Genomic DNA, 22,959 nt, shown 5'->3' with positions numbered 1-22,959 from the left:
AGACACCCCCATGACCTTGTCCACATTCTTCTCCCGCCGTGTCGCGCTGCTGGCATTGACCGGCGCTGCAATGGCTGTGCCCACTGCCGCCATGTCGCAGGCCGCTTACCCCGGCAGCGGGCGCGTCAGCATCGTCGTGCCCTTCGCGCCCGGCGGCGCCACCGACATCATTGCGCGCCTGGTCGCCGACGAGTTGGGCAAACGCTGGAACAGCGGCGTGGTGGTGGAGAACCGCGCCGGTGCAGGCGGTGGCATCGGCACGGAATTCGTGGCGCGCGCCAAACCCGATGGCTATACGCTGCTGCTCGGCACGCAAACGGCGCTCGCGGTCAACCCGCATCTGCTGAAGAAGATCGGCTACGACGTCGAGCGCGACTTCGCGCCCATCACGCAACTGGCGAGCACGCCGTTGGTGCTGCTGGCCGGTCCGAAGACCGAAGCGCGCAGCGCGCAGGCGCTCATCGCGGCGATCAAGGCGAAGCAGGACGGCCTGTCCTACGGCACCAGCGGCAACGGCACCTCGCAGCACCTCACCACCGTCATGTTCCTCAACCGCATTGGCGGCAAGGCGGTGCACGTGCCGTACAAGGGCAGCAGCCAATCCCTCGCCGATCTCGCGGGCGGCCAGATCGACATGCAGTTCGACAACATGACCACGGCCCTGGCCTTCGCGAAGAACGGCCAGGCACGCGCGCTGGCGGTGACGAGCCAGACCCGCTCCGAACTCGCGCCCGAGTTGCCCACCGTGGCCGAAGTGGGCGTGCCCGGCTTCGAAGCCGTGACCTGGCTCGGCCTGCTCGCGCCGGCGGGCACACCCGAGAGCGTGATCAACATCCTGAACAAGGAAGTAGTGGCGGTGCTGGACACCCCGGCGGTCAAGGCCAAGCTCGCCGCCCAGGGCTTCACGCCCAAGCCCATGAGCCCCGCGGTGTTCCGCAAGTTCATCCAGGACGAGACCAAGAAATTCGCCGACGTGATCAAGACCAACCAGATCACCATCGACTGAGCCAGCCCTGACATGGACCATCTCGACCGACATCCCCTCGACGGCCGCCTGCCCGGCATTCTCCGCAACGGCACACGCGTGCGCGGCATCTTCACCGCGTTGCCCAGCCCGGGCCTGATCGAAATGTGCGGCTACGCCGGCTTCGAGTTCGTCATTATCGACAACGAACATGGCGCGGCCGATCTGAGCACCACCGAGCATCTGCTGCGGGCCGCGCGCGGCAGCCGCATCGTGCCCCTGGTGCGATGCCTGCCGCACGACATTCCCCGCGTGCTCGACATGGGCGCCAGCGGCGTCATGGTGCCGATGTGCAATACACCGGAAAAGGTCGCGGCACTGGCGCAACAGATCCGCTACCCCGGCGCGGGCCAGCGGGGCAGCGCGTTCAGCCCGCGCGCCGCCGGCTACGGCGCCTTCGGTGGCAACGGCCACACCGCGCGCAGCAATGAAGGCATCGTGTTCATTCCGATGATCGAGACCCCCGAAGGCGTGCACAACGCCAGCGCCATCGCCGCCATCCACGGTGTCGACGCCGTTTTCATCGGTCCCAACGACCTGTCGCACTCGATGGGCCAGGGCGACAACTGGCGGCATCCGGACGTGAATGCCGCCATCGGCCGCGCCCTGCGCGCCGTGGCCGATGCCGGCAAGCCCGCGGGCACGCTCGGCCTCTCGCCCGAAGACGAGCGGCACTTCGGCGCTCTGGGCGCAAGCTTCTTCGCCAACGTGGCCACGGCCCTCATCACGCGCGCGCTGCGCCAGGCCGCGCAAGGCGAGCCGGCCGCCGCCCCCCTTCAGTACTGAACAGCTTTTTTCGTCAACCACCGCAAGCAGCCCACAGGAGACAAGACATGCAAAGAAGACACTTCATCCAAGCCAGCGCCACCGCGATCGCCGCGCAGGCGGTTGCGCCTTTCGCCTATGCGCAGTCACCCGAGCACGGCCTGAAGCCCGGCAAGCCCTACGCGGGCAAAACGGTGAACCTGCTGCTGCCACCGGCCTCGCAGTTCCGCGCACAGGAAAAACGCCTGGCCGAGTTCGAATCGCTCACCGGCATCAAGGTCGTCTACACCTACGTGCCCTACGGCCAACTGCTCGACAAGATCACCACCGAAGCCGTGGCCGGCAACGGCGCCTACGACCTCATCGCGTACCAGGACAGCTGGCTCGCCGCGCTCGCGGGCTATCTGGAGCCGATCGACGCCAATGTGAAGGCCGACAAGCTCGACCTCGCGCGCTACCCCAAGGTGTTCAGCGAAGCCGCCATGTTCGAAGGCCGCAACTACGGTCTGCCGGTGCGTGCCCACCCGCAGCTCTACTTCTACCGCAAGGACCTGTTCGCACAGGCCGGCGCCAAAGTGCCCACCACCTGGGACGAAATGCTCACCGCCACGCGCGCCGTGCAGGACAAGACCGGCGTGGCCGGCGTGGCAATGGACTACGTGAAAGGCAGCGGCTTCCAGAACCTCTGGCTGTGGTTCAACTGCCTGTGGGGCCACGGCTCCGATGTGCTGGACGCACAAGGCAAGCCCATCTTCAACAACGCCGCCGGTGTGGCCGCCACGCAGGCTTATGTGGACGTGCTGTTCAAGCACAAGGTCGCCAACCCCGGCTCCACGCAGTTCAACGAGTACGACATGGTCAACTCGATGGCCCAGGGCAACTCGGCCTCGATGATGGTCTGGTGGTGGACCTACTCGGTGCTCACCGGCGACCGCAGCAAGCTCAAGGCGGATCAAGTCGGCTTCGCACCCATGCTGAGCATCGGGGAGAAGAAGACGCCCTCCGTGGCGATCGTCATGCCCTTCGGTATGTCGAAGCAATCGCGCAACAAGGAAGCGGCCTGGGAATTCCTGAAGTGGGTCACCAACCCGGCGCTCGAAGCGGCCATCGTTTCCGACAAGAGCGACGCGAACACCGCCGACATCGTGGCCACGCACATCTCCACCTTCCGCAACGAGAAGGTCAACCAAGCCAACTTCGGCCTGCACCAGGCCGCGTTGCAAAGTTTGGAGAATGCGCGCACCCTGCCGAAGATGACGGTGTGGCCACAGGTAGCCACGGTGCTGGAGACCGCCATCTCCGACATCGTTTCCAGCAACAAGGCGGTCAAGCCCACGCTCGATGCCGCCGCCCGTCAGGTGGAGCAGATCACGCAGCGCGCTGGCGGCCGGCGCCGCGGTTGATGGTCCGAAACGCTTGAAGTGAGAACGTCGCCCCACGCACAGCCATGCACGACAGAACGCTGAAATACCTATTGCTCGCGCCCGCCTTGCTGGTGTGTGTGGCCACGCTCTTCTACCCCCTGCTCCAGTCGCTGGTGTACTCCACCTACGACTGGAACCTGGGGCGTTCGTCCACGCCAGAGGGCTTCAACGGCCTGGCGAACTACGCCTACCTGCTGGAAGACCAGGAGTTCCTGGGCAGCATCAAGGTGACCTTGTTGTTCACCGTGCCCTCGGTGCTGCTCACGCTGGTGGTGGCCATGGGCATGGCGCTGTTGCTGGCGGGAGACGGGCGTCTGCGCCTGAACGCCCGCACGCTGCTCGTGATCCCGTTTGCCATGTCGCCCGCGCTCATCGGCATCTCGTGGCGCTTCATGCTCAACCCCGAGTTCGGCGCGATCGATGCGGTGCTGCGCGCGCTGATTCCCGGCCTGGCGCCCGAGCCCATCCTCTCGCGCCCGGCGCTGGCCATGGCCGCGCTGGTGATCGTGGACGTGTGGCACTGGGCGCCGTACTTCATGCTCACCTTCATCGGCGCGCTGGCCTCGTTGCCGCGCGAGACGGTGGAGGCGGCACGCGTGGACGGCGCAGGTTCCGTGCGCATCTTCTTCGAGGTCGTGCTGCCGCAGCTGTGGCCGGTGCTGGCCATCGCCATCCTGCTCAAGACCATCTTCTCGCTGAAGATGCTCGACCAGGTGGTGACGATGACCGCAGGCGGCCCCGGCACGGCCACCGACACCTTGCCCCACATGGTCTACACCACCGCCTTCCGCTTCTACGACATCGGTTATGCCTCGGCCATGGCCTGGCTGCTGGCCGCCGTGATGATGGCGCTGGCCATGGTCTACGCCCGCTTCGCCATGCGAGGTGCCTCATGAGCAACACCACCACCACGACCACCACCCCGACCACGACGACAAGCTCTTCGCTGCCCCACCGCGCAGTGGTGGCGGTGCCGCGATCGCGCGCAAGGCGGCACAAAGACCTTGGTCGCAACATCGCCATCGTGCTCATCACGGTGCTGTGGGTGCTGCCGGTGGTCTGGATCATCGCCACCGCCTTCAAGCCACGTGCCGACGTGTTCTCGCTCGCCATCCTGTTCGAACCCACCTGGGCCAACGTGGTGGCCTCTTTCCAGTCGCCCTACCTGGTCGGCGCACGCCTGCTCAACAGCGTGCTCGTGACCGCCGGCACGCTGGCCATTGCCATTCCGGTGTCCACCGTGGCCGCGTACGCGTTCTCGCGCTTCCGCTATCCGGGCGGACAGGTCGCGCCCCTGGTGCTGCTGGCCACGCAGTTCCTGCCGCCGGTGATCATCGTCATTCCCCTGTTCGTGGTGTTTAGAAACCTCGGCCTTCTGGACACGCGCTGGGCGCTGATCATCGCCAACCTGTCGTTCGTCGTGCCCTACGCCACCTGGATGATCAAGGGCTTCTTCGACGCGCTGCCGCCCGACATGGAAGAGGCCGCGCAGATCGATGGCGCCACGCGCCTGCAGGCGCTGTGGACGGTGGTGGTGCCGGTGGCGGTGCCGGGCATTGCGACCGCTGCCATCTTCGCCTTCGTGGTGTCGTGGAACGAGTTCTTCTACGCGCTCGTGCTCAGCCGCGACCACGCGGTGACCTTGCCGGTGGCCCTCATGGGCGCGCGCACCGAAGAAGGCGATGCCTGGGACATCATGGCCAGCATGGGCCTGTTCATCATCGCGCCCATGCTCATCCTCTCGCGCTTCGTGCAGCGCTATTTCGCCGCAGGCCTGGTGGCCGGCGCGGTCCGTTGATTTTTCCGGAGAGCCGTCATGGCATTGGTCAAACTCGTCAATATCGAAAAACGCTGGGGCAACGTGGTCGGCGTGGCACGGCAATCGCTGGACATCCAGGACGGCGAATTCATGGTGTTCCTCGGCCCATCGGGTTGCGGCAAGACCACCACCATGCGCATGGTCGCCGGACTGGAAGAACCGTCGGACGGGCAGATCTGGATCGGGGACAAGGACGTGACCGACGCGCTGCCCAAGGACCGCGACGTGGCCATGGTATTCCAGAACTACGGCCTCTACCCGCACATGAGCGTGGCAGACAACATCGGCTACCCGCTCAAGATCCGCGGCGTCGGCCGTGAGGAGCGCCAACGCCAGGTGCAGGAAGTGGCGCAGAAGGTCGAGCTCGAACACCTGCTCGCGCGGCGTCCGCGCGACCTCTCGGGCGGCCAGCGGCAACGCGTGGCGCTCGCGCGCGCGATCGTGCGCCGTCCGCAGGTGTTCCTGATGGACGAGCCGCTGTCGAATCTGGACGCGAAGCTGCGCGCTTCCATGCGCGCCGAGATCCGCCGCCTGCAGGCCGAGATGCGCATCACCACCATCTATGTGACGCACGACCAGATCGAAGCCATGACGTTGGCGGATCGCATCGTGGTGATGAAGAGCGGTGTGATCCAGCAGCTGGGCACGCCGGCCGAGGTGTACGCGCGCCCGGCCAATCTGTTCGTCGCCGGTTTCGTGGGTTCACCGCCGATGAACCTGTTGAGCGCGACCGTGCAAGGTGGCGTGGTGCACGTGGGCGTACAACGGCTTGATGGCCTCACGCCACCGGCCACGGCGCAGGGTGATGTGGTTCTGGGCGTGCGCCCCGAAGACTTGCGTGTAGCTGCCGAGGGCAGCGCCCAGGACGGCGAGGCGCTGCTCAAGGGCCAGGTCTACATGTCCGAACTCACCGGGGACGCGGTGTTGCTCACGGTGGAAGTGGGCAAGGACCGCCTGTGCGTGCGCGGTGACAGGCACCTGCGCCTGGCCATCGGCGACCCCGTGGCGCTCGCGCTACCCGCGCAGCATTGCCACTTCTTCGATCCGAAGACCGAAGCAAGGCTCTGACGCTCAACCGAGCGCGGCAGAAGCGCGCTCGACCAGATTGCCGTCGAAGGCGATGGCGCGGGGCTTGAGCGAGGGCTCCTGCGCGCGCTCCAGCAGCAACGCCACGGCGCGCGCCGCCATCTCCCCGATCGGCTGGCGCACGGTGGTGAGCCGGTAGCCCGAACGCGAGGCCTCGGCCACGTCGTCGAAGCCGGCCACGGCCACGTCCTGCGGCACCTGCCAGCCCAGTTCCCAGCGGCAGGCGTCGATCACGCCGAGTGCCATTGCATCGTTGGCGCACCAGACGCAATCGGGCTTTGCGCCTTGCTGTACAGCGGCGAGAAACGCGTCGTGGCCGCCCTGGTAAGTGAAGTCGGTATGCACCACCATCTGCGGCGCCATGCCGGCCTGCGCCAGCGTGGCCGTGAAGCCCTTCATGCGCTCCACGCTCACCGGGGCTTTCTTCGGCCCGCCGATGCAGAGGAAGCGCTGGTAGCCAGCGGCCAGCAGCGCGGTGGCGAGTTGCGCTGCGCCTTCTGCGTGGTGCGTCGACACGCTGTCCGCGCCGACCTTGCCGGGTGCGCGGTTGAAAAACAGCAGCGGGACACCGTGGCGCTTGAAGTGCAGCAGGGAGGCGTCGTCAAGCGTGGCGCAGCTGATGAGCCCGTCCAGGGGATAACCCCGGATGTCGTTCAGCGCGGCGCCCGCGTCCTCATCGTTTTCCACCGCCAGAAGAATCAACCGTTTGTGCGCGCGCGCCAACTCGTCGCCCAGCGCGTGCAGCAAGCCGGGCGTGGCCAGCATGGTGTAGCGCGTGATCACCAGGCCCACGGCGTGAGACTGCCGGGTGATGAGCGAGCGCGCCAACACATTGGGCGTGTAGCCCAGCTGCTCGGCCACCGCGAGCACGTGCGCGCGGGTCTTCTCGGAAATGTGGCTCTCGGGCGCGAAGCAGCGCGACACCGTGGGTTGCGACACGCCCGCGGCCACGGCCACGTCATAGGACGTGGCGCGCCCGCTGGGCGTGGCGCCACGGCTTGCGGTGGCGGAGCGTACTGCGCGGGCGGACGAAAGCGATGGGACGCGGGGTGGCGGCATGGACGGAGGCTCCTGTGCCTGCGACTGTACTGGCTCGATGCCGAAGGGGTGCTTGCTTCTTGACTTCGGGTGGCGCACAATCCTAATGCATTCGAATGCATTGCTCGAAATACATCGCCCGCCCCGAGGACACATGGACACCACAACCCACCTGACCCTGAGCCCCGAAGCCGCCCAGGCGCGCGCCATCCGCCGCACCGACATGGTCGCCTGCAAGCTCGCGTTCATCGACTGCAAGCTGCCGGGTTCCGACCTGAAAGAGAACTACTCGCTGATCGGGCCGGGCGTGACGCAGTCCGATGAACAGTTCGTCAACATCACCGAGCCGCACGGCTTCAGCGTGGGTGTGGGCGCGATGCCGCCCGGTGTCACGAACAACCTGCACGTGCACTTCACCGCCGAGGTGTTCCTGGTGCAGGAAGGCCGCTGGCGCTTTCGTTGGGGCAATGGCCGCACCATGCACGAAGTGGAGGGCGTGCCGGGCGACGTGCTGAGCGTGCCGACCTGGATCTTTCGCGGCTTCACCAACGTCGGCACCGACAACGGCTGGATCGTCACCGCGCTCGGCGGCGACGACACCGGCGGCATCATCTGGCACCCCTCCATCCTCAAGGCGGCGGCCGAGCACAGCCTGTACCTCAGCCGCGACAACATGCTCGTGGAAGTGGCACCGGGCGGTGAAGCGCCCGCGCCGCAAACGCTTATCACACCGCTTACCGACGACGACATGAATGGCCTGCGCCTGTACACGCCCGAAGAGATGGCCACGCGCATGCTCAAGGCCGAAGCGCGCGAGTGGTCGAGCACGGCCTTGCTCGGCGCGCTGCAAGCGGGCGCGGGCTGCGAACTCGCCCCGGTGCTGGGCTTCGGCATCACCGAACAGCGCGCCCACATCGCCCCCATCCAGGGTGCGCATGGTTTCTCCATCGACTGGTTGCGGCTCGCGCCCGGCGGCCGCACCGGGTGTTTCCTGTTGCGCGAGAAGCAGGTGTTGTCCGTCATGCAGGGCACGGTCGAGATCCTGGTGAACCAGGGTGCCGATGCGGTCGCCGTGCGCCTCGGTCCGCAAGACGTGTACGCCACACCGGCAGGCGTGTGGCGCGAGATCCGTTCGGTGGGCGACATTCCGGCCGAGATCGGTGTGATGACATCGGGCGACCACCGCAAGCGCATCGTCTGGAGCAACGAGGTGCAGCAACAGGCCGAGGCCGCCGGCTTCGTGCTCGACCCCGATGGTCGCATCGCGTCCAAGCGCTTGCTGCCGCCCACCGCGCTGGGCATCGGCGTTGTCCTCGCCGCCTGAACACGGCCTGAACCCCGCATGAACGCCGACGGCCGCCCGGCACAGGCTCCACGTGCACACGCCGAGGCGCTGCCGTTGGTGCTGTTGCCCGGCACGCTTTGCGACGCCCGGGTGTGGGCGCCCATGCTGCAGTGCTGGCCCGGCGGCGCGCCGCCCACCATCACGCCCACGCTCGCAGGGCAGCAGAGCGCCGCTGCCATGGCGCGCGCGCTGCTGAAGGTGCTGCCACCGCGCTTCGCGCTGATGGGCTTTTCACTCGGCGGCATCGTCGCGCTGGAGATGGCCGCGCAGGCGCCTGAGCGGGTGGGTGGCATGGCACTGGTGGCCGCCAACGCACGCCCCGACCCACCCGAGAACGCGGCCCAGCGCGAGGCCGGCGTGGCGGCGGCACGGGCCGACATGGCCGGCCACCTGCGACGCGATCTGTGGCCGCGCTACGTGGCGCCCGCCCGGCTGGGCGATGCGGCCATGGCAGACGCGGTGCTGCGCATGGCGCTCGCCGCCGGGCCCGCGGTGTACGCCGATCAGGCCGCCATCGCCAACCACCGCGCCGACAGCCGACCGCGGCTGGCCGCGCTGCGCATGCCCGTGCTCATCGCCAGCGGCGACGAGGACCTCATCAACCCACCCGATCGGCAAGCCGAGATCGCGCAAGCCGTTTCCCAGGCGCGGTGGGTCCGGTTTCAGGGAGTGGGCCACTTCGTGCCGCTGGAAACGCCAGAGGCGCTTGCCGAAGCCGCGGGCCGGTGGTGGGCGCAGAGCTTGTTGCAGGCGTGACCGCGGTTCGTGTCCGTTCCAGGACCACTACCCTCAAGAATCGGCCACACTCGCCGATCTGAACCCAAGGGTCCCTTTCGAGCCAGCGGGGCCGCTATGTCGAAAGGTGGGAACGTGAACAGGTCTTACAAATGCGCGCCGATATGGGCGTTCGGGATGGCGGCGGGTATTCAATTCGTACCCATGGCGCATGCCGTCGACTACCCGGTGAACGACACGACAGAGCTGACACAGGCGGTCACCCTGTCGAACACCGACGGCGATCCCGACACTACGTTGACGCTGGGGCAGAACATCACGACCCCCGCCGGCACCGTGTTCGACCTGGCCACCAGCCCCACGAGCCTCTTCATCTCCGCATCCGGCTTTGGTCTGAACCTGAACGGCGCGGGCACGGCCTGGGACACCGGCAGCAACAACTACGTCGGCGTCGAGGGCTCGGTGGGCACGTTCGCGCTGACCGTGTCCAACGGTGCCACGCTGCGCGTCAGGAACTTCATGGACTGGAGCCAGGGCGGTCTGCGCATCGAGGACACGGGCTCCGGCCTCACGGTGGATGGCGACATGGTCTTTGGCCGCGCTGGCGATGTCACCGTGAACCTGGCCAACGGCGGCACCCTGACCACGGGCCGCTCCTTCGTCGGCGAGGACAGCGTCAACACCCTGGCCAACAACATCAGCGTGGTGGTCGACGGTCCCGGCACGACCTGGACGGCCGACACCTATCTCATGACGGGCGGCGCGGCCAATGGCGCCAGCATCACCGTGTCCAACGGTGCGCTGACGCAGGTGATCAATGGCGGTGCCGTCATGGGCCGCAACGGCACCGGGTCCATGCTGGTGACCGGAGCAGGCTCGCGCTTCACCTCCTCCGGCAGCCTGTACCTCGGCGAGTTCATCCTGGAGCAGGGACACGGCACGCTCACCGTTCGCGATGGCGGCCGGGTGAGCGCACCGCTCGTGAACCTGGGCGTGGGCAACGCCGGTTCGAGTGGCGCGCTGCTCGTGGACACCGGCGGCGTCGTCGAAACCAGGGTGCTTCGCCGTGGCGTGGGCAGCGCCACGGTGACCTTCGACAACGGCACCTTGCGGGCGCTGGCGAGCGGCACGCTGATCCAGGGCTTCGTGGCCGGCACCTTCAACCTGGGCGCCGGCGGCATGGTCCTCGACTCCAATGGCTTCGACGTGGTGTCCGCCAGCACCCTCTCGGGCGTGGGCGGCCTGTCCAAGCAAGGCGGCGGCACCCTCACCTTGTCCGCCGCCAACACCTATGGCGGCACCACGGCGGTGGCGCAGGGGACGTTGAGAGCAGGCTTGGCCAACGCCTTCAGTCCCACGTCCGCCCACACCGTGGCCGTCGGCACCGTGCTCGACACCGCGGGCCTGGACCAGACCGTGGCCAGCCTGGACAACGCGGGCACCGTCTCGCTGCTGGGCGGCGCGCCCGGCAGCACGCTGACCGTCACCGGCAACTATGTCGGCCACAACGCACGGCTGCACATGGGCACCGCGCTGGGCGACAGCACCAGCATCAGCGACCGGCTCGTGATCGATGGCGCGGGCGCGAGCGCCAGCGGCACCACCACCGTGCAGATCACCAACCTCGGCGGCCTGGGCGCGCAGACCACGGGCGACGGCATCGAGATCGTCCGCGCGGTCAACGGTGCCACCACCACGGCGCAGACCACGAAAGACGCCTTCAGCCTCGAGGGCGACCACGTCGACGCGGGCGCGTTCGAATACCGCCTGTTCGCGGCCGACGCCAACAACGCGGGCGAAAGCTGGTTCCTGCGTTCGCGCTCGCTGGCGGCCGGCCCATCCACCACGGCCTACCGCGTGGAAGTGCCGCTGTTCGCCGCGCTGCCCGAACAACTGCGCACCGGCAACCGGGTGATGCTGGGCAACCTGCACCAGCGCGTGGGCGACGCCGCCGCCAGCGGGCGCGCCGATCGCCAGACCTGGGCGCGCTTCATCGGCGCCGACCACACCGTGCGCCAGAGCGGCGACGCAAGCCCCAGCAGCGAAGGCCGCCTGCACGGCCTGCAGGCAGGCATCGACCTGTGGGCGCCCACCGCCACCTGGCGCGCGGGCCTGTACGTGGGCCAACTCAACGGCGACATGCGCGTGCGCGGTTTCGCCAGCGGCATCGCCAACCTGTACGTGGGCAGCAACAAGCTGCGCAGCCAGTACCTGGGCGCCTACGCCACCTACCACCATGAGAGCGGCCTCTACGTCGACACCGTGCTGCAAGGCGGCCGCCACCGCTACAGCGTGTCGCCACTGACCGCCACCGCGGGCCACGGCAAGGGCGACAGCCTGCTGGCCTCGGTGGAAGCGGGACGGGCCTTCGATATCGCGCCCGGCTGGACGCTGGAGCCCCAGCTGCAACTGATCCACCAACGCGTGAACCTCGACGAGGCGCGCATCACTGGTGCCGATGTTCAACAGCACACGCGCGGCCACTGGACCGTGAGAGCGGGCCTGCGCGTGAAGGGCGACATGTCCACCGCCGCCGGCCTGCTGCGGCCCTATGCGCGTTGGAACCTGTACCGGGGCAGCAGCGGCACGGACACCACGCGCTTCACCGGCCCGGCCGGCTTCGCCGATGTGGCCACGAACACCGGCGGCGTCAGCAGCGAACTGGCCGCGGGCGCGACCCTCGCGCTGTCGGCCACCACCAGCCTTTACGGCGAGATCGGCAAGCTCTGGGCCCACAGCGGCGATGCGCGCCACAGCAGCGGGCTCAACGGCAGCGTCGGCCTTCGGGTGAGCTGGTAGCCGCCGCCGGTCACGCAATCCGCCGCACGGCTGGGCCCAAGTCGATCACGCTCGTTTTCCATTGGCCGCTTTCGTGGTCGAGCCCAAGCGCCATCACACTGGGCAACGCCACGTCGATGACGAGCAAGCGCACCGGGTGCCGATAGTCCACCCGCGCCGCGCTCAGCGCGCGCAAGGCCTCTTCCAGACTGCGCCCGCTCAACCCGTCCGCCAGGATCAGCGTGGGCCTGCGCGGCCTGAAGTGCGCCAGCTGCGCGAGCGCCGCCGGGTCTTCCACGAGGTAGCCGCTGTCCCAGGGTTGGCGCGGGTGCCGCTTTCTCCACCACCACAGCTCGCGCCATTTCACCAGCAGCTTGTAGCGCCAGGCCTTGAGCTTTGATGCGCCCGCATGGAGCGCGAGCTCGTCATTGCCGTCCAGGAAGCGCGCGAAGGATCCGGCCAGATGCGACTTGCCGCCACCGCTGTCACCCTCCATCACGGCCACGTTGAAGCGCTCGTCCACATCGGGGAGCACCCAGGGGCGCCAGAACGGCGAGTGGCCATCTCCCATGCCGGCCTGGGCCCAGGCCGAGAGATCGTCCCAGGCTTTCTGCTGCGTCGGCCCCAGCGGGCCCGCCCATTGCAAACCCATGTTCGCGTGCGGCGCGGGGTGCAGGGCCTCGTCGTCGTAAGAGGCGATCAACACGGGCCCGATCCGCTGGCCCATCCACAGGCAAGGCACGAACAGCAGCAGCGCCAGCAGCACGGTGTCGCGCCAGGTGCGGTGCCAGTGGCCATCCCCCAACGCGAGCCCCGTCAACGAGATGAGAACCTCCGCCGCCACCGCCAACGCGACGGCCAGTGCCGTCGTCACGGCAAGTCCTGCCAGCAACTCGCGCGCGCGGTTCGTGCGTCGTCGCTTCTGAATGGCTTCGCTCATGGTGGTGTGGTCTCCGCGCGGTGCTGATGTTTCCCCGGTGGGCGATCTTAGGGCCTGCCCATCCATGAACTGGGGGCGAAGGGAGCGCCGCGCGTCCTGGTCCTAGAATGCCAGTTTTCAACTGAAGAGCCTGACATGACCACTGCCAAGAAACAAACCGCATTCAACCGTGCCCTCACCCCCAGCCCCGAACTGGCCGCCGTGATCGGCTCCACGCCGCAGCCCCGCACCGAGGTCGTGAAACTCATGTGGGAATATATCAAGGCCAACAACCTGCAGAACCCGAAGAACAAGCGCAACATCCTGGCCGACGCCAAGCTCAAGGCGGTCTTCGGCAAAGACGAAGTGACGATGTTCGAAATGACGGGTCTGGTCGGCAAGCACTTGAAGTGAACGCCGCCCCATAAGGGGGTATCCACCCGAGGCTGGATCGCAAGGGCCTCGGTTCAAAAAAACGGCCGCGCTCAGGAGACGCCATGGACGCCTTGTTGGGTTTTGCTGGGCACCTGCTCAAGGAACTCCTGTTCAGCTTCGTGTTCTACTGGCCCGGCTGGCTCGCGGTAAAGATCATCACCTTCGGCCGCTACCCTCGCTCGTTAAACCCCGTCGACAACGATTGGCTCGGCGTCGAGGTTCTTTCTGTCATCGGCCTGGTCGTGGTGGTGGCGCTCGGCGTTTTCATCCTGCGCGTGTGGCCATAGGATCGCTACGCGTCGCCTTCTCGAACCTTGCGGTCGACGTCTGCAATGGACCTTTCACCGGGTTTGCGGTCTGCAGGGCTCGTCTGTGGCGCTCGATCCGGATGGGTGGGGTTTGCACCCGGGGCGCGGTTGTCGCCCGGTGGCTGTTGATCGACGGGCTTGGCCGGGGTCTGGCCCGGTGGGTTGGGGGTGATGGACATGGTTTGCTCCAGGTGATGCAAGGTCCGACATGGACCTGTCAAACCAGTTTGAACCCCGTACCAAGGCCTACCCATAGGCCATCGGTCACGCCCGCTGTAGGCCTTGTCCTGCGTTGCGCCGCCGACCAACCGCGCTCGCCACTCAAGGCAGAAAAAACACCGAGGGCATGGCGCTGAACACCACCGCCGCAGTCGCAATGGCCGCAGCCCCGCACGCGAAGCGATAGCTCCAGCTGGAGAGCAAGCCTTCGGCGTGCTGCTGCTTCAAGCGCATGTGATATCCGCCCAAGGCCAGCAGCGCGACCACGGTGAGGCCCCACGCCAGCACGTTGGCCACCCACTGGTGCGGCCAGATCTCGCCCGCCGCCCAGACCACCATGAAGTGCGCGAACCAGATGGCGAATGCCGTGAGGATCGGCCCCGCACCCAAACGCTTGCGCGCTGTCACACCCCACCCCACGGCACCAGACGTGGCAGCAGCAGCGCGGCCGAACCTTCGAGTGCGGCGAACAGGAACAGGATGCGCAGCGCCTCCAGGGTCTTGTTGGCCGGGCCCGGCGCGAGACCGCGCGTCCAGCGCGCCACGTAGTAGAACGCCGACAGCACCACCGTCAGCACGATGGAGCCGTGCCACGCCAACATCGCATACACCGCCGCGCCTTGCCCGCTGGCATCGCCGCGCAGCCCGGCGTTCCACCAACTCTGAACGTCCATCGCGAACGCGGCCACGAGGCACGCCATGCTCAGCGCCATTGCCCAGGCGCTGAGCCCGCTGCCGCGCGTGAACCTCGCCATCAACGGCCGCGCCCCATAGGCCAGGCCCGCCGACGCGCCCAGCAACATCAGGCCCGGCACCAACGTGCTGCGCGGCGCGGTGACCGTCCACCACTGCGGATGCGAGCCGAACAGGTACAGGTAGCCGAACATCGCCATCAGAAAAATCATGCCGAGCACGATGGTCAGCAACACCGCACCCCACCAGCCGTGCGATGGCGGGCCGGTCACATAGGTCGGCAGCAGAATGCCCGCGCCCGCGTCCACCTGCTTCTGCGCAATGTGCCGGTCGTTCTGCCACACCCAGCACATGATGCAGACGATGGCCAGCACGCCGCAGGCCGCGCTCAGCACCAAGGCCTTCACCGTCAGCAGCAGGAAGCAGCCAGCGGTGAACAACGCGGCCAGCAGCGGCGACCACGCAGGCCCCGGCATGATCTGCACATACTGCGGCTCTGCGCGCATGCTGCTGGTGATCAGCGTCTCGCGCGCGCCGGTGGCGGTGCCGGGCAGGAAGTAGCGCCCGGCTTCCACGTCCTTGCGCAGTTGGGCGTCGTTCCACAAGGGCTCCAGCGAACTCACCACCGGGATCGAACGCACGCCGTAGTTGCCGGTGGACAGCCATTCCAGCGTGCCGCCGTGGTACACGTTGCGCGCGTTGCCATCGCCATCGTCCTTGCGGCCGTAGCAGCGAATCGCGTCGATCAGAAACAGCAACACCCCGGCCGCCATGATGAACGCGCCCACGGTCGAGACCATGTTGGGCACGTCGAACGAACGGCCCGGCAGGTAGGTGTCGACACGCCGGGGCATGCCCATCAAGCCCGTGAGGTGCATGGGCAGAAAGCACACGTGCACACCGATGAAGTTGAGCCAGAACACCCAGCGCCCGACGCGCTCGGACAGTTGCCGCCCGTTGACCATCGGCGTCCAGTAGTAGAAGCCGGCGAACAGCGGAAACACCATGCTGCCGATCAACACGTAGTGGAAGTGCGCGACGACGAAGTAGGTGTCGTGCGCCTGCCCATCGAAGGCGACCATGCCCACCATCACACCTGTGAGCCCGCCCATCACGAAGATGAGAATGCCGCCCACCAGAAACAGCGAAGGCACGTTGCGCTGCACCTTGCCCGAGGCGAGCGTGGCGATCCACGCGAACACCTGCGCCCCCGCGGGAATGGCCACCGCCATCGACGCGGCGGAGAAGTAACCCGCCGACAAGCCTGGCAGGCCCACGGTGAACATGTGGTGCGCCCACACGCCGAAGCTGATGAAGCCGGTGGCGATCAGGGCCAGCACCACGATCTCATGCCCCACCAGCGGCTTCTGCGCCACCGTGACGATCATGGCCGACACCATGGCCGAGGCCGGTATGAAGATGATGTAGACGTCGGGATGGCCGAAGAACCAGAACAGGTGCTGGTACAGCAGCGGGTCGCCGCCGCGCGTGGCGTCGAACAGCGGCCAGTTGAAGGCGCGCTCCAGCTCCAGCAGAAAGGTCACCATGATCATGGCCGGAAAGGCCAGGATGATCATCACACCGAAGATCAGCACCGCCCAGGCGTAAATCGGCATCTTCGACAGCGCCATGCCCGGTGCGCGCGTGCGCAGCACACCCACGATGAGCTCGATGGCACCGGCGATTGCGCTGATCTCGATGAAGCCGATGCCCAGCAGCCAGAAGTCTGCGTTGATGCCCTTGGCGTAGACCCCCGAACTCAGCGGCGGGTACATGAACCAGCCGCCCGAAGGCGCCAGGCTGAAGAAGATCGAGCAGAAGAACACGGTGCCGCCGATCAGGTAGGCCCAGTACGAGTACGCCGACAGCCGCGGGAACGGCAGGTCGCGCGCGCCGATCATCTGCGGCAACAACAGCACCGCGATGGCCTCCACGGCCGGCACGGCAAACAGGAACATCATCACCGAGCCGTGCATCGTGAACAGCTGGTTGTAGGTCTCCTGCGGCACCACATCGGCCAGCGGCGCGGCCAGCTGCACGCGCATCACCAGCGACAGGATGCCGGCCGCCACGAAGAAGCCGAACGCCGTGACGATGAACAGGAAGCCGATGAAATTGTTGTTGACGGCGCTCAACGCCCGCCATCCGGTGGGCGTGGCCCACACCTTCTTCAGCGCCTCGAATTCACCGCGAGGTCTTCGGCCCGTGGTCGGAAAACGTTCGTAGAGCCGCGCGTCGAAGCCTGTGTCTGAGGCGGCGTTTGCGGCGTCTTCCACGGCACCGGCCACGCCAGGGGGAATGCGGGGCGTCACTTCAAGGACTCCATGTACGCGGCCAAGGCGTTGAGCTCGTCGGCCTGCAGCGTGCGGTAGGCGGGCATGCGGTTGTTGGGCTTGATCGACTGGCTGTCGCCGATCCAGCCGATCAGTGTGCCCCGCGTGTTGGGCAGAATGCCCGCGCCCAGCGACTGCCGCGAGCCGACGTGCGTGAGGTCCGGCCCCGACAAGCCTTGCGCCTCTGTGCCCGCGATGCGGTGGCAGGCGGCGCAGCCCATGTCGCCAAACAGCTGGCGGCCGCGTTGCACCTCGTCGTTCACGGGGGCCACGGGAGCCACCTGCGGCTGCTGGCGCGCCAGCCGCGCCGCATGCCAGCGCTCCCAATCGGCCGGCTCGTGCGCCACCACCACGAAACCCATGAGCGAGTGCGCACCGCCGCAGAACTCGGCGCATTGCCCGCCGTACACACCCGCCTTGTCGGCCTGCAGCTTGAGGCGGTTGGTGCGGCCCGGAACCATGTCCATCTTGCCGCCGAGCTTGGGCACCCAGAAGCTGTGGATCACGTCTTCGCTCACCATGTCGAGCACCACGGGGCGGCCTACCGGTATGTGCAACTCATTGGCGTCGGCATGGGTCTCTTGGCCGGCCGCGTCCAGGTAGGACACGCGCCACCAATAGATGTTGCCCGACACCCGCATGCGCAACTCATCGCCCTTGATGGTCGACAGGCCCGAGGCCAGCGTGAGCCCCCACACCAGCAACACGAACAGCACCCCGGCCGGGATGAACAGCCCGAACCATTTCACGACGCCTTCGCCCCCGAGCCTGGCGCGCAGTGTGTCGCTGCCGTAGAGCGCCACCCACATGGCCACGCAGACCAGCACGAAGATCAGCGTGACGAGCGCGATCAACCCCCACGCGAGCGAGGTGACCGTGTTCGAGAACGGCCCTTGCGGGTCGAGCACCGGCGGCGGCCAGCCGCTCAAGGCCTCAGCGAGATTGGAGCGTGAGGAGGTAGGCTGTGACATCGCGGGCTTCCTGGTCAGACATCGGGATGGCCGGCATGGCCGTCCCGGGCACCAGCCCGGGCGCGTCCCTCACGAATTGCATCAACACGCCGGGCTGGTTCGGCAACTGCCCGGCAATCAAACCCTGCCGGGCGAAGCCGTGCAACGAAGGCCCGAGGCCGCCGCGCGGCCACTTCACATCGGGAAAGCTGTGGCAGGCCACGCAGCCTTTGTCGCTCACGAGCCGGCGGCCACTGGCCGTGTCCGCGTCGGCCAAGGTGGGTGTGCGGTCGGGCGGGCCGTCGCAGGCCACCAGGCCCAAGCAGGCCAGCACCAGCCAGGCACTGCGTTTGCCCCTGGTGTTGCCCTTGACCTTGGGTGAACCGCGAACCTCCGTCATGAACGATGATCTAGTTCCCATGCGCACACACTCCACGCTGCACACCCCACACCGGCCTGCGAAGTTCAGCGCCAAGCTGTTGCTGGTGTTTTGCACCGTGGCCCTCAACGCGGCCTGCACCGACCGCATGGAAGACACCGATGACCGCTGGGGCCAGAGCGGCGAACTCATTGCCATGAGCGGTGGCGAAGGCGGCGCGCGCTACGCCTGCGCCACCTGCCACGGCGCGCGTGGCGAAGGCAACGGGTACGACGCGCCGCGCCTCTCCGGCCTGCCCGTGGGTTACCTGCAGAAGCAGATGGAAGACTACGCCGCCGGCCTGCGGCCGCACGACGTCATGCGCGACGTGGCGCGTTTTCTGGACAGCCACGAACGCGTGCGGGTGGCCCAGCACTACGCCGCGCTGCCGGCAAGGGCCATGCGCCCCGCCACGCAAGACACCGTGGACCCGGCCACGCCCGCGCTGTACGCCGCCACCTGCCAGCATTGCCATGGCGCGCAAGGTGTGGGCACGGTGAACGGGCCGCCGCTCAACGCCCAGCCGGCCTTCTACCTCGCCCAGCAATTGCAGGACTGGCAGCTTTCGAAACGGCGCAACGACGGTGGTCATGAGATGTTGAAGGTGGCGCAAGAGCTCGATGCGGTGCAGGTCAGGCAGCTGAGCCTTTATCTGGCCCAGATCCCACTACGCCCGGCGCTTCAGGACCGTTGAGGTCGAACATCGACGGCAGCACGCGGTCGCGTTTCACCACATAGTGCAGCACGGCCGCTCCGGCATGGCCGGGAATGACCAGCATCGTGATCCACACGATGTAGAAGTGCGCCGTGGCGGCCCACTGCATGAGCGTGTGCTGCAGGCCTTCGGACAACTGATCGAACGGCAGGTTCGGAAACGGGATCACGCCCGCGATCGACAGCGGCAGATCGCTCGGCAAGGTGGACCACATCACCCAGCCGCTGACGGGCAAGGCGAAGAAGCTGAAGTAGAACCAGGTTTGCAGCACGTGGCTGGCCCGGCCGGCGAACGAATCCTCGTCCACCGTCTCGGGCGTGCTGATCTGGCTGCGCCAGAACAGGCGCAGCGAGCCCAGCAGCATGATCGTCAAGCCCACCTGCGTGTGCATCTGGTAGCCGATGTACTTGTCCGCCCCCACCGGCAGCCAGCTCAGGTACCAGCCATGGCCCAGCTGAAAAAACATGAGCGCCGCCATGACCCAATGGAAGGCGACGCCGATCGGCGTGTACAGGCCGCGCCGGTGGTAACCCTCGGCCCATTCGATGGCCGCAATCAGGCTCATGCCAGCCCACCACGCGCGCCATGCACGCCGCGCGCGCGTTCGGCGTTCATCCAGCGCCAGCCGATCCACATGGCCGCCGCCAGGTACGCGACGCTGCCCGGCGCCCACATGATGATGCCGGCGAGCTGCTGGTCGTCCAGCGGCGCCACGCCCCAACCGATCGCAGACGCGAAGTGCGGCGGATACAGCGGCCGCGTGGCAAAGGTGATCAACGCGCCCAGCAGCCCCATCAACACCGTGGTGACCAGCACCGCGCCAATGGCCAAGGGCGGCCCGGCGCGGCGCACCGCAAGCCAGAAGGCCATGGCACTGACCAGCAGCGAGAGCTGCATCGCCGCATAGACCCCGTCGGACGACAGCGCTTGCGCATACGCGCCCGGCGCATGCCACACCCAGAACACCACCACCGAGACCGCGGTGGACAGCCACAGCGACACCGGCCAACGCCGCAAGAAAGGCTCCAAACCAAACACCAGCAAGGGCGCCAGCACCAACACCAGCGCGAGGTGGTGCACCACCCGCACCGTGAAGAACGCCGAACTCAGCGCACACAGCGGCGACACGTACAGCACGAACGTGAGCGCCCACGCGCCCCGCAGGCTCAGCAAGCGCCGGGGCGTGGCCCTGCTGCCTACCCGCACCGGCCACAACAGCCGAACCAGCAGCAGCAACAGCACCACCCACAACACCGGGTCCAGATTCCAGCGGCTCAGCCAGACCTCGGGGCCGGGCGCCTCGCCGCAGTAAGGGACCCACCGCTTCAACTCTTCCAAAGCATTCACCTCCAACAAGGGGCGCACCGGCGGTACCGGCCCGGCGACTTGCCGCATCTCCGCATCGCATGACACCACGGAGCAGCGCCGCGCACTGTTCGTTGGCGAACAGACGCTTGCCTCTTACGCCGCGATAAACCCCGAATGCATGCCGTCCTCACCTTCTCCTCCGTGCCGCTCTTCCTGGGCGCGTTGCTCAGTGACTGGGCCTACTACCGCACCCACGAGATTCAGTGGGTCAACTTCGCCTCGTGGCTCATCGCGGGTGGGCTGGTGATGGCCGGCCTCGCGCTGCTGTGGGGTGTGGTGCATGTGCTGCGCCATGCGGCCCACCGCCATCGCGCCGGCTGGGGCTACGTGGCCTTGCTGCTGGCCACCTTCGTCATCGGCCTGGTCAATGCTTTCGTCCACGGCAAAGACGGCTGGGCCGCCATGCCCACCGGTTTGGTCCTGTCGGTGGTGGTCGTGCTGCTGGCTGCGGTGGCCAGCGCCATCGGGCTGGCCGGCGTTCTGCGGAGGGTCGCACCATGACGCGCCCGACCCGCACCCTGACCATCACGTTGACGCTGATCGCTGCCGCCGCCGCGCTGGCCGCAGCCGGCTTGAGCAGCGCACAAAACAACCCTGCCCAGCCGGACCTGCCACCGCCGCAGCGAGGCCTGCTGCCCAACATGCGCATTGCCGAACCCGCAGCCTGGGGCGACCGCGTGCCCACCGTGCCGCAAGGCTGGACCATCAAAGCCATTGCCACCGATTTGAAAGTGCCGCGCCAGTCCCTGGTGCTGCCCAATGGCGACATTCTGGTGGCCGAAGGCAAGGGCGGTGGCGCGCCCGCGCTCAAGCCCAAAGACATCATTGCCGGCATCATCAAGGCCAGGGGCAACACGAGCGTGAAAGGCGGCAACCAGCTCACCTTGCTGCGCGATGCCGATGGCGATGGCACCTACGAAGGCCGGTGGGTCTACGCGAAAGACCTGAACGCACCCTACGGCCTGGCGCTGGTGGGCAACAAGCTCTACGTGGCCAACCAGGACGAACTGGTGCGCTTCGACTACGTGCCCGGGCAGACCCAGGCCAGCGCAGCGCCCGTGTCCGTCACCAAGCTGCCCTCGGCCGTCAACCACCACTGGACCAAATCGCTCGCGGCCGATGCCGAAGGGCGGTACCTCTACGTCGGCATCGGCTCCAACAGCAACGTGGGCGAGCGTGGCATGGACATTGAAGAAAACCGCGCCGTGGTCTGGCAGGTCGACGCCAACACGGGCGCTGCGCGCAACTACGTCACCGGCATCCGCAACCCCACGGCGCTCGCGTTCGAGCCGTCGAACAAACAGCTATGGGCCGTGGTGAACGAGCGCGACGAACTCGGCCCCGACCTGGTGCCGGACTACCTCACGTCGGTGAAAGAAGGCGCGTTCTACGGCTGGCCCTATGCGTACTGGGGCCAGAACGTCGACACCCGCGTGCAGCCGCAGGACGAGGCCAAAGTGAAAGCCACTATCAAGCCCGACTACGCGCTGCAGTCGCACTCGGCACCGCTGGGCTTGTCGTTCGTGCCGCCGCAACAGAGTGGGTTTGCGGCGCCGTTTGCGGAAGGGGCTTTCATCGGCCTGCACGGCAGTTGGAACCGCAAAGAGCCGGTGGGCTACAAGGTGATCTTCGTGCCCTTCGCCAACGGCCGCCCGAGTGGGCCACCGGTGGACTTCGTCACCGGGTTTCAGAGCGATGGGAAGACGATGGGGAGGCCGGTGGGTGTGACGGTGGACCCGAAGGGGGCGTTGATCGTGGCGGATGACTTGGCGAATACGGTTTGGCGGGTGACGCGGGGGCGGTGAGTTTCGGTAAGGGTGTGTCCGACCCTGGCGAGCCTTAAAAAGAGCGCAGGCGTTCGCGATCTCAGCTGTGGGGCAACTACCGCCAAAGTGTCCAGGATGGTTAGAAGAGCGTGCCTGTTGACGATGCGAATCGTTAACATACAGACCCATGCAAAACGCCCGGAATCGACAGCCGGTCGGGTCGGTAAACGCGCTCCCGCACATACGAGACGGGGCAGTCAAAGCGCAAGAGGCCGTCCCATGAGTTTGGAAGGCCATCTCCTAGATAAGAAGTCGTTGCGCGCGATCACCGGCAAGACCGCGGACTGGCCCGAACTCGCCAAGGATTGCATCGCCTTTGCCAACGCCACGGGAGGACAGTTGCTGTTGGGCATCGAGGACGCGGAGGCTGAACCTCCCGCCGGCCAGCGCATCCCAGCCGAGCTGCCCGACACCTTGCGTCGCAAACTGGCTGAAAGGACCGTCAACGTCACTGCGTTACTGGACGTGGTGACTGCGCCTAATGGCGGTCAGTACATTGCTCTACGTATCCCGCGCGCCCTGGGCGTTGCGTCTACTACCGACGGCCATTACTTTCTGCGTGTGGCCGACCAAAGCAAGCCTGTCACCGGCGACGACGTAATGCGGCTGGCGAACGAACGCGCCGCATTGCCGTGGGAGACGTTGACCACTCTTAACGTGCCTCGCATGCAGGCGGACTCTGCCCAGCGCGATAGCCTGCTGGAGCGCTTGCGCGCCTCGATCGGGTAAAGGCGTCGGTTAAGGAGAAAACCGACGACGAA

General features: G+C 67.0%; 24 protein-coding genes. 15 read left to right on the top strand and 9 right to left on the bottom strand.

Annotation, left to right across the window (positions count from 1 at the left end; all coding sequences use genetic code 11):
- Positions 1-10: 10 nt before the first annotated feature.
- Genes F9K07_RS28830 through F9K07_RS28805 form a run of 6 tightly spaced genes read left to right on the top strand, consistent with a single transcriptional unit; the run spans position 11 to position 6,100 of the window.
- A complete protein-coding gene (locus F9K07_RS28830; protein ID WP_159596657.1) occupies positions 11-1,006 on the top strand; it encodes a Bug family tripartite tricarboxylate transporter substrate binding protein in 996 nt (331 codons plus the stop codon).
- Between the two features lie 12 nt (positions 1,007-1,018).
- A complete protein-coding gene (locus tag F9K07_RS28825) occupies positions 1,019-1,810 on the top strand; it encodes an HpcH/HpaI aldolase family protein (RefSeq protein ID WP_159596656.1) in 792 nt (263 codons plus the stop codon).
- Positions 1,811-1,857: 47 nt separating this feature from the next.
- A complete protein-coding gene (locus F9K07_RS28820; protein WP_236581744.1) occupies positions 1,858-3,192 on the top strand; it encodes an ABC transporter substrate-binding protein in 1,335 nt (444 codons plus the stop codon).
- Positions 3,193-3,236: 44 nt separating this feature from the next.
- Positions 3,237-4,109: a carbohydrate ABC transporter permease gene (locus F9K07_RS28815; RefSeq protein WP_159596655.1), complete on the top strand. Its 873-nt coding sequence runs from the start codon at positions 3,237-3,239 to the stop codon at positions 4,107-4,109.
- Entirely contained in the window at positions 4,106-5,011 is a 906-nt protein-coding gene (locus F9K07_RS28810) for a carbohydrate ABC transporter permease (protein ID WP_159596654.1), read from the top strand. The genes F9K07_RS28815 and F9K07_RS28810 overlap by 4 nt, the downstream gene beginning before the upstream one ends.
- An 18-nt stretch (positions 5,012-5,029) precedes the next feature.
- Positions 5,030-6,100 (top strand): ABC transporter ATP-binding protein, encoded by a 1,071-nt coding sequence (locus F9K07_RS28805; protein WP_159596653.1) that lies wholly within the window; start codon positions 5,030-5,032, stop codon positions 6,098-6,100.
- A 3-nt stretch (positions 6,101-6,103) separates the two neighbouring features.
- Here the strand turns inward: F9K07_RS28805 and F9K07_RS28800 are convergent, their stop codons facing one another.
- Positions 6,104-7,177: a LacI family DNA-binding transcriptional regulator gene (locus tag F9K07_RS28800; protein ID WP_159596652.1), complete on the bottom strand. Its 1,074-nt coding sequence runs from the start codon at positions 7,175-7,177 to the stop codon at positions 6,104-6,106.
- Between the two features lie 133 nt (positions 7,178-7,310).
- Here F9K07_RS28800 and F9K07_RS28795 point away from each other — a divergent pair, with 133 nt between their 5' ends.
- The 3 genes from F9K07_RS28795 to F9K07_RS28785 all read left to right on the top strand — a co-directional run bounded on the left by F9K07_RS28795 (position 7,311) and on the right by F9K07_RS28785 (position 12,035).
- Complete coding sequence (locus F9K07_RS28795) at positions 7,311-8,480, top strand: hypothetical protein (RefSeq protein ID WP_201451492.1); 1,170 nt, start codon at positions 7,311-7,313, stop codon at positions 8,478-8,480.
- 18 nt (positions 8,481-8,498) lie between these two features.
- Positions 8,499-9,257, top strand: a complete 759-nt coding sequence (locus tag F9K07_RS28790; RefSeq protein WP_159596651.1) for an alpha/beta fold hydrolase — start codon at positions 8,499-8,501, stop codon at positions 9,255-9,257.
- 183 nt (positions 9,258-9,440) lie between these two features.
- The gene (locus tag F9K07_RS28785) at positions 9,441-12,035 is read left to right on the top strand and encodes an autotransporter family protein (protein ID WP_159596650.1); all 2,595 of its coding nucleotides are present in this window, start codon (positions 9,441-9,443) and stop codon (positions 12,033-12,035) included.
- A 10-nt stretch (positions 12,036-12,045) separates the two neighbouring features.
- On the opposite strand, the gene F9K07_RS28780 is transcribed toward F9K07_RS28785, so the two are convergent.
- Positions 12,046-12,954 (bottom strand): hypothetical protein, encoded by a 909-nt coding sequence (locus tag F9K07_RS28780; protein ID WP_159596649.1) that lies wholly within the window; start codon positions 12,952-12,954, stop codon positions 12,046-12,048.
- 135 nt (positions 12,955-13,089) lie between these two features.
- On the opposite strand from F9K07_RS28780, the gene F9K07_RS28775 reads away from it, so the two are divergent.
- Positions 13,090-13,347, top strand: coding sequence for an SWIB/MDM2 domain-containing protein (locus tag F9K07_RS28775; protein ID WP_159596648.1), 258 nt, complete (start codon positions 13,090-13,092; stop codon positions 13,345-13,347).
- Positions 13,348-13,430: 83 nt separating this feature from the next.
- Positions 13,431-13,655, top strand: a complete 225-nt coding sequence (locus F9K07_RS28770) for a hypothetical protein (RefSeq protein WP_159596647.1) — start codon at positions 13,431-13,433, stop codon at positions 13,653-13,655.
- 5 nt (positions 13,656-13,660) lie between these two features.
- Here the strand turns inward: F9K07_RS28770 and F9K07_RS28765 are convergent, their stop codons facing one another.
- The 5 genes from F9K07_RS28765 to F9K07_RS28745 form a co-directional block, all read right to left on the bottom strand.
- On the bottom strand, positions 13,661-13,855 hold the full coding sequence (locus F9K07_RS28765; RefSeq protein ID WP_159596646.1) for a hypothetical protein: 195 nt from the start codon (positions 13,853-13,855) through the stop codon (positions 13,661-13,663).
- A 142-nt stretch (positions 13,856-13,997) separates the two neighbouring features.
- On the bottom strand, positions 13,998-14,303 hold the full coding sequence (locus tag F9K07_RS28760; RefSeq protein WP_159596645.1) for a hypothetical protein: 306 nt from the start codon (positions 14,301-14,303) through the stop codon (positions 13,998-14,000).
- Positions 14,300-16,900 (bottom strand): cbb3-type cytochrome c oxidase subunit I, encoded by a 2,601-nt coding sequence (locus F9K07_RS28755; protein ID WP_159596644.1) that lies wholly within the window; start codon positions 16,898-16,900, stop codon positions 14,300-14,302. Before F9K07_RS28755 ends, F9K07_RS28760 begins: the two co-directional genes overlap by 4 nt.
- The gene (locus F9K07_RS28750; RefSeq protein ID WP_159596643.1) at positions 16,897-17,892 is read right to left on the bottom strand and encodes a cytochrome c oxidase subunit II; all 996 of its coding nucleotides are present in this window, start codon (positions 17,890-17,892) and stop codon (positions 16,897-16,899) included. The genes F9K07_RS28755 and F9K07_RS28750 overlap by 4 nt, the downstream gene beginning before the upstream one ends.
- Positions 17,855-18,292, bottom strand: a complete 438-nt coding sequence (locus F9K07_RS28745) for a c-type cytochrome (RefSeq protein ID WP_236581743.1) — start codon at positions 18,290-18,292, stop codon at positions 17,855-17,857. Before F9K07_RS28745 ends, F9K07_RS28750 begins: the two co-directional genes overlap by 38 nt.
- On the opposite strand from F9K07_RS28745, the gene F9K07_RS28740 reads away from it, so the two are divergent.
- The gene (locus F9K07_RS28740) at positions 18,291-18,983 is read left to right on the top strand and encodes a c-type cytochrome (RefSeq protein WP_159596642.1); all 693 of its coding nucleotides are present in this window, start codon (positions 18,291-18,293) and stop codon (positions 18,981-18,983) included. The genes F9K07_RS28745 and F9K07_RS28740 overlap by 2 nt on opposite strands.
- Here F9K07_RS28740 and F9K07_RS28735 read toward each other — a convergent pair.
- Both F9K07_RS28735 and F9K07_RS28730 read right to left on the bottom strand, forming a co-directional pair.
- The gene (locus tag F9K07_RS28735) at positions 18,922-19,569 is read right to left on the bottom strand and encodes a cytochrome b (RefSeq protein ID WP_159596641.1); all 648 of its coding nucleotides are present in this window, start codon (positions 19,567-19,569) and stop codon (positions 18,922-18,924) included. The two genes, F9K07_RS28740 and F9K07_RS28735, sit on opposite strands and share 62 nt — an antisense overlap.
- Positions 19,566-20,399 carry a cytochrome c oxidase assembly protein gene (locus tag F9K07_RS28730; RefSeq protein WP_159596640.1) on the bottom strand — a complete coding sequence of 278 codons (834 nt, stop codon included), beginning with the start codon at positions 20,397-20,399 and terminating at the stop codon, positions 19,566-19,568. Before F9K07_RS28730 ends, F9K07_RS28735 begins: the two co-directional genes overlap by 4 nt.
- Positions 20,400-20,486: 87 nt before the next feature.
- On the opposite strand from F9K07_RS28730, the gene F9K07_RS28725 reads away from it, so the two are divergent.
- The 3 genes from F9K07_RS28725 (at position 20,487) to F9K07_RS32010 (ending at position 22,927) form a co-directional block, all read left to right on the top strand.
- Positions 20,487-20,873 (top strand): DUF2231 domain-containing protein, encoded by a 387-nt coding sequence (locus F9K07_RS28725; protein ID WP_159596639.1) that lies wholly within the window; start codon positions 20,487-20,489, stop codon positions 20,871-20,873.
- Positions 20,870-22,177, top strand: coding sequence for a PQQ-dependent sugar dehydrogenase (locus F9K07_RS28720; protein WP_159596638.1), 1,308 nt, complete (start codon positions 20,870-20,872; stop codon positions 22,175-22,177). The genes F9K07_RS28725 and F9K07_RS28720 overlap by 4 nt, the downstream gene beginning before the upstream one ends.
- A 240-nt stretch (positions 22,178-22,417) precedes the next feature.
- Positions 22,418-22,927, top strand: a complete 510-nt coding sequence (locus tag F9K07_RS32010) for an AlbA family DNA-binding domain-containing protein (RefSeq protein WP_236581742.1) — start codon at positions 22,418-22,420, stop codon at positions 22,925-22,927.
- The last annotated feature ends 32 nt before the right edge of the window (positions 22,928-22,959 follow it).

This window comes from Hydrogenophaga sp. BPS33 (assembly GCF_009859475.1).
Taxonomy (GTDB): domain Bacteria; phylum Pseudomonadota; class Gammaproteobacteria; order Burkholderiales; family Burkholderiaceae_C; genus Hydrogenophaga.
The sequence above is the reverse complement of the archived record's forward strand: the minus strand, read 5'-3'. Positions and strand labels throughout refer to the sequence as shown.